Origin of the sequence: Mycobacterium sp. EPa45 (assembly GCF_001021385.1) — a bacterium.
Taxonomy (GTDB): Bacteria; Actinomycetota; Actinomycetes; order Mycobacteriales; family Mycobacteriaceae; genus Mycobacterium.
Map to the genome: position 1 here is coordinate 2,800,855 of NZ_CP011773.1, position 15,352 is coordinate 2,816,206.

The 15,352-nt window shown below is 67.2% G+C and carries 13 protein-coding genes; 10 read left to right on the plus strand and 3 right to left on the minus strand.

Annotated elements, in window-relative coordinates; all coding sequences use genetic code 11:
• Positions 1-54: 54 nt before the first annotated feature.
• Positions 55-372 carry a hypothetical protein gene (locus tag AB431_RS30815; protein WP_158423539.1) on the minus strand — a complete coding sequence of 106 codons (318 nt, stop codon included), beginning with the start codon at positions 370-372 and terminating at the stop codon, positions 55-57.
• A 55-nt stretch (positions 373-427) separates the two neighbouring features.
• Here AB431_RS30815 and AB431_RS13345 point away from each other — a divergent pair, with 55 nt between their 5' ends.
• The 4 genes from AB431_RS13345 (at position 428) to AB431_RS13360 (ending at position 7,167) form a co-directional block, all read left to right on the plus strand.
• A complete protein-coding gene (locus AB431_RS13345) occupies positions 428-4,642 on the plus strand; it encodes an Ig-like domain-containing protein (protein ID WP_158423540.1) in 4,215 nt (1,404 codons plus the stop codon).
• A gap of 322 nt (positions 4,643-4,964) precedes the next feature.
• Complete coding sequence (locus tag AB431_RS13350; protein WP_047330322.1) at positions 4,965-6,236, plus strand: bifunctional 3,4-dihydroxy-2-butanone-4-phosphate synthase/GTP cyclohydrolase II; 1,272 nt, start codon at positions 4,965-4,967, stop codon at positions 6,234-6,236.
• Positions 6,233-6,712 carry a 6,7-dimethyl-8-ribityllumazine synthase gene (ribH, locus tag AB431_RS13355; RefSeq protein ID WP_047330323.1) on the plus strand — a complete coding sequence of 160 codons (480 nt, stop codon included), beginning with the start codon at positions 6,233-6,235 and terminating at the stop codon, positions 6,710-6,712. The genes AB431_RS13350 and ribH overlap by 4 nt, the downstream gene beginning before the upstream one ends.
• Complete coding sequence (locus AB431_RS13360) at positions 6,709-7,167, plus strand: PH domain-containing protein (RefSeq protein ID WP_047330324.1); 459 nt, start codon at positions 6,709-6,711, stop codon at positions 7,165-7,167. Before ribH ends, AB431_RS13360 begins: the two co-directional genes overlap by 4 nt.
• On the opposite strand, the gene AB431_RS13365 is transcribed toward AB431_RS13360, so the two are convergent.
• Positions 7,154-7,615, minus strand: coding sequence for a GNAT family N-acetyltransferase (locus tag AB431_RS13365; RefSeq protein ID WP_047330325.1), 462 nt, complete (start codon positions 7,613-7,615; stop codon positions 7,154-7,156). The two genes, AB431_RS13360 and AB431_RS13365, sit on opposite strands and share 14 nt — an antisense overlap.
• Positions 7,616-7,660: 45 nt before the next feature.
• Between AB431_RS13365 and uvrC the strand changes: the two genes are divergently transcribed.
• The 4 genes from uvrC to whiA are packed head-to-tail and all read left to right on the plus strand — an operon-like array spanning position 7,661 to position 12,607.
• Positions 7,661-9,661 (plus strand): excinuclease ABC subunit UvrC, encoded by a 2,001-nt coding sequence (uvrC, locus tag AB431_RS13370; protein WP_047330326.1) that lies wholly within the window; start codon positions 7,661-7,663, stop codon positions 9,659-9,661.
• A gap of 23 nt (positions 9,662-9,684) precedes the next feature.
• A complete protein-coding gene (rapZ, locus tag AB431_RS13375; protein WP_369803067.1) occupies positions 9,685-10,575 on the plus strand; it encodes an RNase adapter RapZ in 891 nt (296 codons plus the stop codon).
• On the plus strand, positions 10,572-11,633 hold the full coding sequence (yvcK, locus tag AB431_RS13380; RefSeq protein ID WP_047330328.1) for a uridine diphosphate-N-acetylglucosamine-binding protein YvcK: 1,062 nt from the start codon (positions 10,572-10,574) through the stop codon (positions 11,631-11,633). Before rapZ ends, yvcK begins: the two co-directional genes overlap by 4 nt.
• Positions 11,630-12,607: a DNA-binding protein WhiA gene (gene whiA / locus AB431_RS13385; RefSeq protein WP_144418469.1), complete on the plus strand. Its 978-nt coding sequence runs from the start codon at positions 11,630-11,632 to the stop codon at positions 12,605-12,607. The genes yvcK and whiA overlap by 4 nt, the downstream gene beginning before the upstream one ends.
• Here whiA and AB431_RS13390 read toward each other — a convergent pair.
• A complete protein-coding gene (locus AB431_RS13390; RefSeq protein ID WP_047333390.1) occupies positions 12,604-13,269 on the minus strand; it encodes an MOSC domain-containing protein in 666 nt (221 codons plus the stop codon). The genes whiA and AB431_RS13390 overlap by 4 nt on opposite strands.
• A 260-nt stretch (positions 13,270-13,529) precedes the next feature.
• Here AB431_RS13390 and AB431_RS13395 point away from each other — a divergent pair, with 260 nt between their 5' ends.
• Together AB431_RS13395 and gap are read left to right on the plus strand one after the other, a co-directional pair.
• The gene (locus AB431_RS13395) at positions 13,530-14,246 is read left to right on the plus strand and encodes an ABC transporter substrate-binding protein (protein WP_047330330.1); all 717 of its coding nucleotides are present in this window, start codon (positions 13,530-13,532) and stop codon (positions 14,244-14,246) included.
• Between the two features lie 79 nt (positions 14,247-14,325).
• Positions 14,326-15,348 (plus strand): type I glyceraldehyde-3-phosphate dehydrogenase, encoded by a 1,023-nt coding sequence (gene gap / locus AB431_RS13400; protein ID WP_047330331.1) that lies wholly within the window; start codon positions 14,326-14,328, stop codon positions 15,346-15,348.
• Positions 15,349-15,352: the final 4 nt, after the last annotated feature.

The window sequence follows — 15,352 nt, forward strand, 5'->3', positions numbered from 1 at the left end:
GGCCCGCCACAGAAAACAGGCGGGGCGCCATCGGAAGCGCGCTGCCGGAAACCGTCAGCACGCCGCCCGCAATGGAATTCTGGCCGCTGCGGTAGGTATCGGTCTGGCAGTGGGCGTCGGAAACGGCGTTGCTGCGGCCTCAACCGGCGACGGCTCGTCGTCGTCGGATTCGGGCTCGGCGCCGCACTCGACGAGCAATGCCGGTAGCAATTCCGGCCATTCCGCGAATCCCAATCGTCCGACCGGGACCGCCGGACCCGCCCGCACCCGCGTTGCGGGTAAGCAACCGGCGGCGGACTCCAACAGCGGGTCCTCGGTGGCCGTCCGGTCGACGACGGGCCGCGCACTGCCAGCCAGCGTGGCGCTCGACACGACGACGCCGGTCGCCCCAACGCCGAACGCTCAACCCGAATCTGAAACCCCCACAATGCCTTCGGCGGACAGCACCACCGCGGCACCCGTCCAGGAACCGACGGTCAAGACGACGGTGACCGCTCGGAAGTCCACCACCGCCCGGGCCGCATACTCGATGAACGGCGACCTCTCGGCCGTACAGGACGGTGCTGGGCCGATCACCACGCCGGCGCAGTACGACATCCAGACGACCCTCGACGCCTGGGCCGCGCAGCTGGACGCCCTCATGACGGCCCCGCTCACCCCGGCAAACGGCTGGTTGAAGTTTCCGCTCACGTTCATGAACGCGTTCTTCAAGCCCTCGATCGTTGTCGACAGGCTTTCGTACGGGCTCAACGGGCTCGCCACCCTGATGGACGAGTTCGTGCCACCGTTCAAAATGGTGGACGGCGCACCGTCGACCATCACGCCTGCATCGGTGACCGCTGCAGTCCTCGCCGGTGCGATCGTGCTGTTGAACACCTCGCAGACCGTCGACATCAAGCACTGGATCGACGAGGCCGTGAGCATCGGCCAAGCGATGTACGAGATCGCGCAGAATCCGGTGATCAACGGGCTCACCGCGAACGATCTCGACGGTGTCATCGGGGCGGCGCGGTCGGCCTTCCTGTCGCCGAAGACCGTCTTGGACATGACGGTTGATCTCGGACCCGCACCGAATCCGGTGTCGCTCGCCATGTATGTCGTTGTGGTCGCGATCTTTCGGCGGTTTGCGGACGTGGCAACCGATCACCAGCCGGTGGTGACGGACATGCAACAGACCAGTCAGCACTTGCCGAACGGCAGCGGGACGACGGTCTCCGGCTATGTGCAGTTCTACGACGCCGACGGCGACCCGATCACGTCCTTCGGCTTCACCGAACCCAACGACAGCCGCTTCACTGTCACCGTCGTCGACGGCACGAACGGGCGGATGAACTGGACGGTGTGGGACTGGAATCCGTTGTCCAGCGACAAGTCCCCCAAGACCTTGACGTTCACCATGACGGTCCTCGCGCAGGGCGACGGGCAGATCAGCGTGTCAAAGCCGTACATGCCGAACGGAAACGAAACGCAGAAGACGGTGACGGTGACCGTCTACTACAACCAGGCGATCGGGTCGCTCACCAATACCGTTGGCAGCACTTCGCCGATGGGAGTGGTTCGCGGCACCGTCTCGGCACCGGCGAACCCCGACAACCCGATGACCTATTCACTCAGCGGCGCCAGTGGGGGATCGGCCTATACGGCCAACGGCGGCATCGTCAAGCTCAACCCGACCACCGGGGCGTACACCTACGTCCCGAACCGGGCGTCGAGTGCAACGACGGATTCGTTCCAGTTGACGAGCACCGACAGTTTCGGCCACACCTATACGACGACGGTGTCGGTGCCCGTCAGCAGTTCGTCGCCGGTGACGACCACCAACACGACGCCCGGCACGGTGACCGGCAGCCTGAACAACGCCGGTGACGCCGGACTGCTGACATATAGCATTGGCGCACAACCGAATCCGCTGCGGGGGACCGTCACCTTGAACCCCGACGGCACATTCACCTACACCCGTTCAGCGGCGGCCCACACGCAGCCCACGACCGACTCGTTCACGATTCTCGGTACCGACAGCTCCGGCAAGACCGTGACGATCGCGGTGGTGAACGTCAATCCAACGGTGTCCAACAGCGCGCCGGTGGGTAACGGTGTGCTCACTGACAGTCCCGTCGGAGCGCCGACCTATAACGCGTTGGGTGGTCCGCGCGACGAGCAGCACACGACGGGTCAGCTCAGAGCGACGGACGCCGACGGCGACGCGGTGACGTTCGCCGCAGGCACCTATACGACCGCCCAGGGCGGTTCGATCACGGTCGACGCGAACGGCAGGTTCACCTACGACAAGAACGTGTTCGCCCCCTTCGGAATCCACAACAGCTACTGGCATGACCATGCCGTCGATGGGGACCCCGGCGACCTCTTCACCATCAACGTCAGCGACGGCTTCGGCGGCACCACTGCGGTGACGTATTCGGTCCCGATCGCAAAGCTCAACGCGGCGCCCACGGTGAACAGCGGAACGGTGAACAACAGGACCACCTCGGCCATGGGTGTGGTGCGTGGCAGCATCGCGGGTTCCGACGGGGATGGCGACAGCTTGACCTACAGCATGGTGGGCGCGACGGGAGGCTCGGTTTACGGCTCGGGCGGCGGAATCCTCAAGATCGCCTCCGACGGCACGTTCACCTACATCCCGAAGGTGGGCGTCACGTCGGATTCGTTCCAGGTCCAGGTGAACGACGGCCACGGTGGAATCACCACCGCGACGGTGACCCTGAGCGGGCTCACGACTCCGTCGCCGCAGACCAACACCAATACGACAGCCGGTGTCACAACCGGTTCGCTGAACGTTCCGGCCGGCGACAGCGGCCTGGGGCTGACCTACAGCCTGGGCAGCGGGCCGTCGAAGGGCACCGTGACGGTGAACCCCAACGGCACCTACACCTACACCCGGACAGCGGGACTGGGCCACACCACCACCCCGACCGATTCGTTCACCATCACGGCTACCGACGCCACCGGCAAGACGGTCACGATCGCGACGATCACCGTCTCTCCGACCGTCGCCAACACCGCACCGGCGGGTAATGGTGTGACAGTGGGCAGTTCGTCGCTGACCCGCGTGGTCGGCCCGAACGATCAGCAGGATACGACGGGCACACTCAAGGCGACGGACGCCGAGGGGGATGCGCTCACCTGGGCGGCCGGCACGTACAGCACCGCCCAGGGTGGTTCGGTGACCGTCAACGCCAACGGTACGTTCAGCTACACGATTCAGAAGTACGCCTGGTTCGGCGTCTCGGACAGCTACTGGCACGACCATGCCGTCCCCGGCGACCCCGGCGACACGTTCACCATCAACGTCAGCGACGCCTTCGGTGGCACGACCGCGGTGACCTACGGCATACCGATCGAAAAGCAGAACGCCGCACCGACTTTGAGCGGATCGGTGAGCAGTTCGAGCACTAGCGGCCTTGGCGTTGTGCGCGGCTCGATCGCGGGCGGCTCTGATGGTGACGGCGACACCTTGAGCTACACCTTGGTCGGCACGACGGGTGGATCGGTCTACGGATCGAACGGCGGCATCATCACGATGAGCGGCACCTCGTTCACGTATATCCCGAAAGTGGGTGTGACGAGCGATTCGTTCCAGGTCCAGGTGAACGACGGGCACGGTGGCAGCACCACTGCGACGGTCAACCTGAGCGGGCTCACGACGCCGTCGCCGCAGACCAACACCAACGGGGTGGCCGGTGTCACGACCGGTTCGCTGAACGTCCCGGCGGGCGATACCGGGCTGGGGCTGACCTACAGCCTGGGCGGCGCGCCATCGAAGGGCAGCGTGACCGTGAACGCCAACGGCACGTACACCTACACCCGGACCGCGGGCCTGGGTCACACTGTGACCCCGAACGACTTCTTCACCATCAAGGCCACCGATGCCACCGGAAAATCGGTGATCATCGCGACGATCAACGTCGCCCCGTCGGTGAGCAACAACGCACCCACGGCGACGGTCAACGGCAGCTCCGGGACGGTCACGCTGTCCGGTCCGGGATCCAAGACCAACCCCAACGCGGCCGGGGTCCAGACGGTCACCGGCATGACATTCGTCGCCAGCGACGCCGACTCCGACGCACTGCTGATCAACAACAAGTTCGATGGCACCGGCACGACCTTCGCCCTGGCCAGCGGCGGCACCATCGCCACCGCCAACGGCGGCACTGTGACCGTCAACTCCAACGGCACCATGTCGTACTCGATCAGCCAGAGCGCGGCCTACTTCCACGCCGCGGCCAAGATGGGGGCCAGCACGGCGCAAAAGACGGACTGGTTCAACTTCACCGTCACCGACGGCTACGGCGGCACCAGCACCGTCACGGTGGTCATCCCGATCTACGCCGAAAACAGGGACCCGGTTACGAGTGCCGTCAAGGTCGGCAATAGCTGGACGTCCATAAAAGCAACCGATCCCGATGGCGAGACGATCTCGACCACGAAACTCAGCTCCCCGCCCAGTGACGCCAACCCCGGCTCGGGGTACATCGTCTCCACCGGGGACTCCCTGGCCGGCAGTCTCAACCTCGGCACCGCCTCCCTCACCAAGTTGTCCTCCTTTACCATCACCGTCTACGACGGGTACTGGAGGACCTCCAACGGCGTGGTGACCAGCACGCCGGGCCAGAAGCAGGTCTGATCCGCCCCGACACCGTCTCGAGTGTCGGTGACGACTGGCTCGAGGCTCCGGTGAACCTCGTAAGGCCACGTGCCCGCACAGTGTGACGAGCGGAGACTAGGCGATCGGCTGCGGTGAGGGTAGCTTTTGCTGGCTTCCTACTTCCGCCTGATCACCCCGTTGGTCAGTCCTGTCACGTACGTCACACCACAGCGCTGGCCTGCACGTATCGGCGTCCGGGCCGAGTGAGCGGGCCGCTCAACAGGACGGGCAATAATCACGCGACGCAGGTGGTTCATACTGTCTGGTAGCAGCAACATTGGACAGGGGTAGGCGGCAAGGGATGACGAGGCTGGACACCGTCGAACGGGCGGTTGCCGATATCGCGGCAGGCAAGGCCGTCGTCGTCATCGATGACGAAGACCGGGAGAACGAAGGCGACCTGATCTTCGCCGCCGAGAAGGCGACGCCGGAGTTGGTCGCCTTCATGGTCCGCTACACCTCGGGCTACCTGTGTGTGCCGCTGTCCGGCGAGATCTGCGACAAGTTGGGTCTGCTACCCATGTACGCGGTCAACCAGGACAAGCACGGCACCGCGTACACCGTCACTGTCGACGCCAAAATTGGTGTGGGAACCGGTATTTCGGCTGCCGACCGGGCGACGACGATGCGGCTGCTGTCCGACCCGACCAGTGTGTCGGAGGATTTCACCAAGCCCGGGCACGTCGTTCCGTTGCGCGCCAAGGACGGCGGCGTGCTGCGCCGTCCCGGCCACACCGAGGCCGCCGTCGACCTCGCCCGGCTGGCCGGCCTGCACCCGGCGGGTGCGATCTGCGAGATCGTCAGCCAGAAGGACGACGGCTCGATGGCCCAGACCGACGAGCTGCGGGTTTTCGCCGACGAGCATGACCTGGCCCTGATCTCCATCGCCGATCTCATCGAGTGGCGGCGCAAGCACGAAAAGCACATCGAGCGCATCGCCGAGGCGCGGATCCCCACCCGGCACGGCGAGTTCCGCGCGGTCGGCTACTCCAGCATCTACGAAGAGGTGGAACACGTCGCCCTCGTGAGGGGCGATATCGCCGGACCGGAGAACGACGGCCACGACGTCCTGGTGCGCGTGCACTCCGAATGTCTGACCGGCGACGTCTTCGGGTCTCGGCGCTGTGATTGCGGCCCGCAGCTCGACGCCGCGTTGGCGATGGTGGCCCGTGAAGGTCGCGGCATCGTGCTCTACATGCGCGGTCACGAAGGCCGCGGCATCGGCCTGATGCACAAACTGCAGGCCTACCAGCTGCAGGATGCCGGCGCCGACACCGTCGACGCGAACCTCGAGCTCGGCCTGCCCGCCGATGCGCGCGACTACGGCATCGGCGCCCAGATCCTCGTCGACCTCGGGGTGCGCTCGATGCGGCTGCTCACCAACAACCCGGCCAAGCGGGTCGGCTTGGACGGCTACGGGCTGCACATCATCGAGCGTGTGCCGCTGCCGGTGCGTGCCAACGCCGAGAACATCCGCTACCTGATGACCAAGCGGGATCGGATGGGCCACGACTTGACCGGGCTCGACGAGTACGACGAGGTCGTACCCGGCGATCTCGGCGGCGCCCTGTGAGCGGAGGGGCAGGCGTCCCGGAGCTTCCGGAGATGGACGCCTCGCAGTTGTCGCTGGGCATCGTTGCCAGCACGTGGCATTCGAAGATCTGTAACGCCCTGCTCGACGGTGCCGTCCGAGTCGCCGACGACTCCGGCGTGCCCAGCCCGACGGTCGTCCGCGTCCTGGGGGCCATCGAAATCCCGGTCGTCGCACAGGAACTCGCGCGCACCCATGACGCCGTGGTTGCCCTCGGTGTCGTCATCCGCGGTCAGACACCACATTTCGACTACGTGTGCGACGCCGTCACGCAGGGCCTGACGCGCGTCTCGCTGGACGCGTCGACCCCGGTGGCCAACGGGGTGCTGACCACCAACACCGAGGAACAGGCGCTCGACCGCGCCGGCCTGCCGGGCTCCGCCGAGGACAAGGGCGCCCAAGCCGCCGCTGCCGCGCTGTCGACCGCGCTGACGCTGCGCCACCTGCGCGGGGCATGAGCGACAACGACTGGGAAGTCGTGGTGCGGCCCCGACTGACGCCGCTGGTTGCCTACGTGGCCGCGTTCGTGGTGGCGGTCTCCGGGATCGTGGTCGGTTTCCTGCTGAAGATCCGCTACACCGGGGCCATCATGCAGACGGCCGATCAGGTGGCGATGGGTGGGCTCGGAGTGATCCTGGCCGCCGCGATCCTCCTGCTGGCCACCCCGCGGCTGCGCATCGGGCCGGCCGGGCTCGGGGTTCGCAACATCGTTATCGAGCGGGTGATTCCCTGGACGGACGTGGTCGGGGTGTCGTTTCCGCAGGGCTCCCGGTGGGCCAGGGTGGACCTGGCCGACTACGAGTACACCGCGGTGTTGGCGATCCAGGCGATAGACGGCGAGCGCGCAGTGGAATCGATGGACACCCTGCGCGCCCAGCTCGCCAGGTACCGGCCCGACCTCACGGGATCGTGAGTCGCATCACCACTTCGGATTTGGCGCCGGTGGGCACCTCGGTGAATCCCAGGCTCGTGTAGACCGTTCGCGCCGCCGCGTTGTCGGGAGCCATCCGCAGCGTCGCGGTGCGCGCCCCGCGCCGGCGCGCCCAGTCCACCGCGGCGGACACCAGCCCGCGGGCCAGCCCGCGCCCACGCGCCTCCGGCTCGAGCCACAGCGAGTAGACGTAAACCCGCTCCGCAGTCTCCTGATATGCGGCGACCATGCCGACGGGCCGCCCGCCCAGCATTGCGACGAACTGCGCGTGGTCGCGCAGCCGGCGGCGCCAGTCGGTCGGTGTGAACAGGGCCTCGGCGACGTACTGCTTATCGGCTGTGCCGAAGGTGTCGGAGAGTGCGCGCAGCCGAAGCTCGGCGAACTGTTCCCAGTCCGACTCGGTGAGACGGGTGACGCGCGCGGCCGGCACGCTGTCGACGGTAGTGCCTGTCGGAGCCCCGACTAATCTGGAAGCGTGCCCGATCCGTCGACGTACCGCCCGGCGCCCGGGTCCATTCCGGTGGAACCGGGGGTTTACCGATTCCGGGACCCGCACGGCCGGGTGATCTACGTGGGCAAGGCCAAAAGCCTGCGCCCCCGGCTGACGTCGTACTTCCAGGACATCTCCGCCCTGCACCCGCGCACCCGTCAGATGGTGACCACGGCCGCCAAGGTCGAGTGGACGGTGGTCAATACCGAGGTCGAAGCGCTGCAGCTGGAATACAACTGGATCAAGGAGTTCGACCCGCGGTTCAACGTCCGCTACCGCGACGACAAGTCCTACCCGGTGCTGGCGGTCACCCTCAACGAGGAGTATCCGCGGCTGTCGGTCTACCGCGGGCCGCGCCGCAAGGGGGTCCGCTACTTCGGCCCGTACTCGCACGCCTGGGCCATCCGCGAGACACTGGATCTGTTGACCCGGGTGTTCCCGGCCCGCACCTGCTCGGCCGGAGTGTTCAAGCGGCACAGTCAAATCGAGCGTCCGTGCCTGCTGGGCTACATCGACAAGTGTTCGGCGCCGTGCGTCGGAAGGGTCAGTGCCGAGGAACATCGCAAGATCGTCGATGATTTCTGCGACTTTCTGTCCGGCAAGACCGACCGCTTCGCCCGAGAGCTCGAGCTCGAGATGAACGCGGCATCCAACGAGTTGAACTTCGAGCGGGCCGCCCGGCTGCGCGACGACATCGCCGCGCTCAAACGGGCTCTGGAGAAACAGGCTGTGGTGCTCGGTGACGGCACCGACGCCGACGTCGTCGCGTTCGCCGACGACGACCTGGAGGCGGCCGTTCAAGTCTTCCACGTCCGTGGCGGGAGGGTGCGCGGACAGCGCGGCTGGGTCGTCGAAAAGCCCAGCGGCCCAGGCGAATCCGCCGAGGCGCAGTTGGTCGAGCAATTCCTCACCCAGTTCTACGGCGATCAGGCCGAATTGGGCGGGGCCGCAGACGAAGCCACCAATCCGGTGCCGCGCGAGGTGCTGGTGCCCTGCCTGCCGCCCAACGCCGACGAACTGGCCGACTGGCTGTCCGGGTTGCGCGGCTCGCGGGTGGCACTGCGCGTGCCGCGACGCGGCGACAAGAAGGCCCTGGCCGAGACGGTGCACCGCAACGCCAAGGAGGCGCTGCAGCAACACAAGCTCAAGCGCGCCGGCGACTTCACCGCCAGATCGGCTGCGCTGCAGAATATTCAAGAATCGTTGGGCCTGGCCGACGCACCGCTGCGCATCGAGTGTGTCGACATCAGTCATGTGCAGGGCACCGATGTGGTGGCCTCGCTGGTGGTGTTCGAGGACGGCCTGCCGCGCAAGTCCGACTACCGCCACTTCGCGATCCGTGAAGCCGCCGGCCAGGGCCGCTCCGATGACGTCGCATCGATCGCCGAGGTGACCCGCAGGCGCTTCGCCCGCCACGTGCACGAGCAGCAACAGGCGGTCGAGGAATTCTCCGCGGAAGGCAAGTCGCGCAAGTTCGCCTACCCGCCGAACCTCTACGTCGTCGACGGCGGCGCCCCTCAGGTCAACGCCGCGCAGGCGGTGCTCGACGACCTCGGCATTGCCGACGTCGCCGTCATAGGTCTGGCCAAGCGGCTCGAGGAGGTGTGGGTGCCTGCCGAGGCGGACCCGCTGATCTTCCCCAGGAACAGTGAGGGCCTCTACCTGTTGCAGCGGGTCCGCGACGAAGCCCACCGTTTCGCCATCACCTACCACCGGAGCAAGCGTTCCAAGCGGATGACGGCCTCGGCGCTGGACTCCGTGCCCGGGCTCGGCGACATCCGGCGCAAGGCGCTGGTGACGCACTTCGGATCGCTGGCGCGGCTGCGGCAGGCCAGCGTCGACGAGATCACCGCGGTGCCCGGTATTGGCACCGCGACCGCTGCCGCGGTTCTGGAAGCGCTAGGGGTGGCTGTGGATTCGCCGGTATCGCCTGCGCAGGACGAGCCCGTCGGCAAAGATCAGTCTGCCGAACAGGCAACGCGATGACAGATCACAACACAGGCGAGGACATGCGCACCGGCCAGACCGGCGAGGAATCGGGTATCGACGTGGTGCTGGTGACGGGTCTGTCCGGCGCCGGCCGGGGCACCGCGGCGAAGGTGCTCGAAGACCTGGGCTGGTATGTGGCCGACAATCTGCCGCCCGAGCTCATCGCAAGGATGGTGGACTTCGGCCTGACCGCCGGTTCGCGGATCACCCAGCTGGCGGTCGTCATGGATGTCCGGTCTCGAGGATTCACCGGGGACCTGGACTGGGTACGCAACGAGCTGGCCACCCGCGGCATCCATTCGCGGGTGCTGTTCATGGAGGCCTCCGACGACATCCTGGTTCGCCGCTACGAGAACAACCGGCGCAGTCATCCGCTGCAGGGCAACCAGACTCTGGCCGAAGGCATCGCCGCCGAGCGGGCGATGCTGGCCCCGGTGCGGGCGTCCGCGGATCTGGTCATCGACACCTCGACCCTGTCGGTGCACGGCCTGCGCGAGAGCATCGAGCGGGCCTTCGCCGGCCGGACCGTTGCGCAGACGTCCGTGACGGTCGAGTCGTTCGGGTTCAAGTACGGCCTGCCGATGGATTCCGACATGGTGATGGACGTCCGTTTCCTGCCCAACCCGCACTGGGTAGACGAGTTGCGGCCGCACACCGGCCAGCATGCGGCGGTCCGTGATTACGTCCTTGCCCAACCGGGTGCCGCGGAGTTCCTGCAGACCTACCATCAGCTGCTGAGGCTCGTCGTCGACGGCTACAGCCGGGAGGGGAAGCGCTATATGACCGTGGCCATCGGCTGCACCGGCGGCAAGCACCGCAGTGTCGCCATGGCCGAGGCGCTCGCCGGCCTGCTGGAGAACCACGAGCACCTGACTGTCCGCGTCCTGCACCGCGATCTGGGTCGCGAATGACCCGTATCGTCGCCCTCGGGGGTGGCCATGGTCTGTACGCGACGCTGTCTGCGGCCCGCCGGCTCACCCACGATGTCATTGCGGTGGTCACCGTCGCCGACGACGGGGGGTCCTCGGGTCGGCTGCGCAGCGAACTCGACGTCATTCCGCCCGGGGATCTGCGAATGGCATTGGCGGCCTTGGCTTCCGACAGCCCGCACGGTCGGCTGTGGGCGACCATCATCCAGCACCGGTTCGGCGGCAGCGGCGCGCTGGCCGGGCATCCGATCGGCAACCTGATGCTGGCCGGCCTCAACGAGCTGCTGGCCGATCCGGTAGCCGCGCTCGACGAGCTGGGCCGCGTGTTGGGCGTCAAGGGCAGGGTGCTGCCGATGTGCCCGATCGCGCTGCAGATCGAGGCGGATGTGGCCGGACTGGAAGGCGATCCGCGGATGAGCCGGGTGATCCGCGGTCAGGTGGCGGTCGCGACGACGCCGGGCAAGGTCCGCCGGGTGCGTCTGCTGCCGGGTGATCCGCCGGCCACCCGCCAGGCGGTCGACGCGATCATGACCGCCGATCTCGTAGTGCTCGGGCCCGGCTCGTGGTTCACCAGCGTGATCCCGCACGTGTTGGTGCCGGAATTGGCCGCCGCGCTGAAAGCCACCGCCGCTCGCCGGGCCCTGGTGCTCAACCTGGCCGCCGAGCCGGGGGAGACCGCCGGCTTCTCCGCCGAGCGGCATTTGCACGTTCTCGCTCAGCACGCGCCGGGCTTCTCGGTCCACGAGATCGTCGTCGACGCCACCCGAGTCCCGTCTGACCGGGAACGTGACCAACTGCGGCGTACCGCAAGCCTGCTGGAAGCTTCGGTTCAGTTTGCCGACGTGTCGAGACCTGGTACACCTTTACATGACCCGGCGAAGCTGGCTGCAGCGCTTGACGGTGTGCGCACCCGGACAACGGTTACCGCGCCGCCTTCCCCTCCATCTGCTGCGTCCGCGCAGGCCGGAGGAAGGCGACAGGGGGACGGGGTGCAGGGACCGACAGCCAATGGACCGAGAGGTGACGACCCGTGGCGATGACTGCCGAGGTGAAGGACGAACTCAGCCGGCTGGCCGTCAACTCCGTCAGTGCCCGCCGGGCCGAGGTGGCCTCGCTGTTGCGCTTCGCCGGCGGCCTGCACATCGTGTCGGGCCGGGTCGTCGTCGAGGCCGAAGTTGACCTGGGCATCATCGCCCGGCGGCTGCGCAAGGACATCTACGACCTCTACGGCTACAACGCCGTCGTGCATGTGCTGTCGGCCAGTGGCATCCGCAAGAGCACCCGTTACCTGGTGCGGGTCGCCAAGGACGGTGAGGCGCTCGCGCGTCAGACGGGGCTGCTGGACATGCGCGGCCGGCCCGTACGCGGGCTGCCCGCCCAGGTGGTGGGCGGAAGCGTCGGCGATGCGGAGGCCGCGTGGCGCGGCGCGTTCCTGGCGCACGGTTCGCTGACCGAGCCCGGACGGTCGTCGGCACTCGAAGTCAGTTGTCCCGGACCGGAAGCCGCGCTGGCGCTGGTCGGTGCCGCGCGGCGGCTCGGCGTGAGCGCGAAGGCGCGCGAGGTGCGGGGCACCGACCGGGTGGTGGTGCGCGATGGCGAAGCCATCGGTGCGCTGCTGACCCGGATGGGCGCCCAGGACACCCGGCTCACCTGGGAGGAACGGCGGATGCGCCGCGAGGTGCGCGCCACCGCCAACCGGCTGGCCAACTTCGACGACGCGAACCTGCGCCGCTCGGCTCGCGCCGCGGTCGCCGCCGCTGCCCGTGTCGAGCGCGCGCTGGAGATCCTGGCCGGCACGGTACCCGACCACCTGGCCGCCGCCGGCCGGCTCCGCGTCGAGCACCGTCAGGCGTCGCTGGAGGAACTGGGCCGGCTGGCCGACCCGCCGATGACGAAAGATGCTGTGGCCGGCCGTATTCGGCGTCTGCTGTCAATGGCGGATCGCAAGGCCAAGCAGGACGGCATCCCGGACACCGAGTCCGCCGTCACGCCCGATCTGCTGGAAGACGCCTAAATCGACTTGGCCGCTTTCTTGGCCACATAGGCCTTGAGTTCGGCCGACAGCGCGTCGGCGGTTAGCAGCCGGGGGAGCAGGCTGGGATCCGACATCCGGGCGCGATAGACCAACGCGATCGTGACATCGTGATCGGGCTTGTCCTCCACGACGATGCTGTCGCCGGCGCGCACGGTGCCCGGCGAGATCACCCGCAGATACGCGCCGGGCTTGCCGGCGTCGGTGAAGGTCTTGATCCAGCCGTCGATGTCGAGAAATGCCGCGAAGGTGCGGCACGGCGTGCGGGGCGCGGACACTTCGAGCAGCAACCCGTCGGTGCCCACCCGCCAGCGTTCGCCGACGAGGGCTCCGGTTACATCGACGCCGGAGGTGGTGAGGTTCTCGCCGAACATCCCGTCGGCCAGTGGGCGCGCGAGCCGTCCCGCCCACTCGTCGAGGTCTTCGCGGGCGTAGGCGTAGACGGCTTGGTCGTCGCCACCGTGCAGCTTCCGGTTGCCGATCGTGTCACCGACCAGACCGCTGCCGAGACCTGCGCGCATCGGGCCCGGTGCACGCACCATCACCGCTTCGGCGGTGGCTTGTTTGTCGATGCCGGTACGCCTCGACGGTTTGTCCGGGTTGGCGCGGACGCGGGCCAGATTGACCGACAAGACAGTTGGCACCACAACAGCGTAATGGCGGCGCGGCTTTCGGACCGAGTTGGACGTGAAGGTCCCGATCGCCGACTGACGCGGCCGCCGAAAACCTTTGTGCCGATTACGGGTTCGTGGCTGCGGTCGCCGTGCGGCGGCCGGTTCGCGCGATCGAGGCAGCGCGTTAGGCAGTTTCGCGAGCCGGCGTCTGCAGACCCACCGGCGGCGCAACACGGTGTTCTGCGGTGTGCAGCGATACGGCCCGCAGAGCAGGGGCTAGCGTTTATGCCATGCCTGAGGTGTTGCGGGTCGGGGCGGCTTTTCCGGACCCACCGTTCAACGATGTGAACAGCTCGGGCCTGGACATCGAACTCATGCAGGCCATCGGCGAGCAGCTCGGTGCTTCGGTCGAGTTCGTCCGCTATGAAGGCCGCGATTTCAATGGCATCTTCGACGCATTGGACTCCGGCGACTTCGACTGCGTCGCCTCCGGCACCACCGTCACCGGGTCTCGGGCCATGAAGGCGGCGTTCTGTGATCCGTACCTGATCTCTGGTCAGGCGCTGGCCGTCGATGCCACTCGGATGCCTGACGTCACGTCGATCGATGACCTCGAAGGGCTGACGATCGGCGTGCAGCAGGGCAACACCAGTCAGCCGATCGCCAACCGGCTCTTGGCCGACGGCAAGGTTGCCCGGGTCCGCGTCTATGACTACGGCAGCATCCGCAGCGCGCTGCGGGACCTGTCCAGCGGCCGGTGCGACGCGCTCATGAAACTCGACCCGGTGCTGACCCGGCTGGCCGAGGGAACACCCGGCGTGGCGGTGGTGCAGCGGGGCATCACCACCGAGAAGATCGCGATCGCGGTGCCCACGAGCGACACGGCGCTGCTGGGCCGGATCAACGTCGCGCAGGCCACCCTCGAGCACGACGGCACGTTGCCGGCGATCCGGGAACGGTGGACCGGCTCGCCCCGTGCCGACCAGAGCGGGCCGCAGATCTCGTGAGGTTCCAGCCGGTCGCGCACGCGACTTAGCACGCCATTAGGCTGGGCGGCGAGTACTGGAAGAAACTAGAGGAGACAACGTGACCATCCGGGTTGGCGTTAACGGCTTCGGCCGCATCGGACGCAACTTCTACCGGGCTCTGGCGACTCAGCAGGCGGAGGGCAAGGCCAAGGACATCGAGATCGTGGCCGTCAACGACCTCACCGACAACGCCACCCTCGCGCACCTGCTGAAGTTCGACTCGATCCTGGGCCGGCTGCCGCAGGACGTCAGCCTCGAGGGCGAGGACACCATCGTCATCGGCAGCACCAAGATCAAGGCCCTCGAGGTCAAAGAAGGACCGGCGGCGCTGCCGTGGGGTGACCTGGGTGTCGACGTCGTCGTGGAGTCGACGGGCATTTTCACCAACGCCGCCAAGGCCAAGGGCCACCTGGACGCGGGCGCCAAGAAGGTCATCATCTCCGCGCCGGCCACCGATGAGGACATCACCATCGTGCTGGGCGTGAACGACGATAAGTACGACGGTAGCCAGAACATCATCTCCAACGCGTCCTGCACCACGAACTGCCTCGGCCCGCTGGCCAAGGTTTTGCACGACGAATTCGGCATCGTGCGGGGCCTGATGACCACGATCCACGCCTACACCCAGGACCAGAACCTGCAGGACGGCCCGCACAAAGACCTGCGCCGCGCCCGCGCCGCCGCGCTGAACATCGTGCCGACCTCGACCGGCGCCGCAAAGGCCATCGGCCTGGTGCTGCCCGAGTTGAAGGGCAAGCTGGACGGTTACGCGCTGCGGGTGCCGATCCCCACCGGCTCGGCGACCGACCTCACCGTGGAACTGAGCAAGGCACCGGGTGCGGCCGAGATCAACGCCGCGATGAAGGCTGCCGCCGAGGGTCCGCTCAAGGGCATCCTCAAGTACTACGACGCACCGATCGTCTCCAGTGACATCGTGACCGACCCGCACAGCTCGATCTTCGACTCGGGTCTGACCAAGGTCATCGACAACCAGGCCAAGGTCGTCTCCTGGTACGACAACGAGTGGGGCTACTCCAACCGCCTGGTGGACCTGGTCGCACTGGTCGGCAAGTCGCTGTAACAGC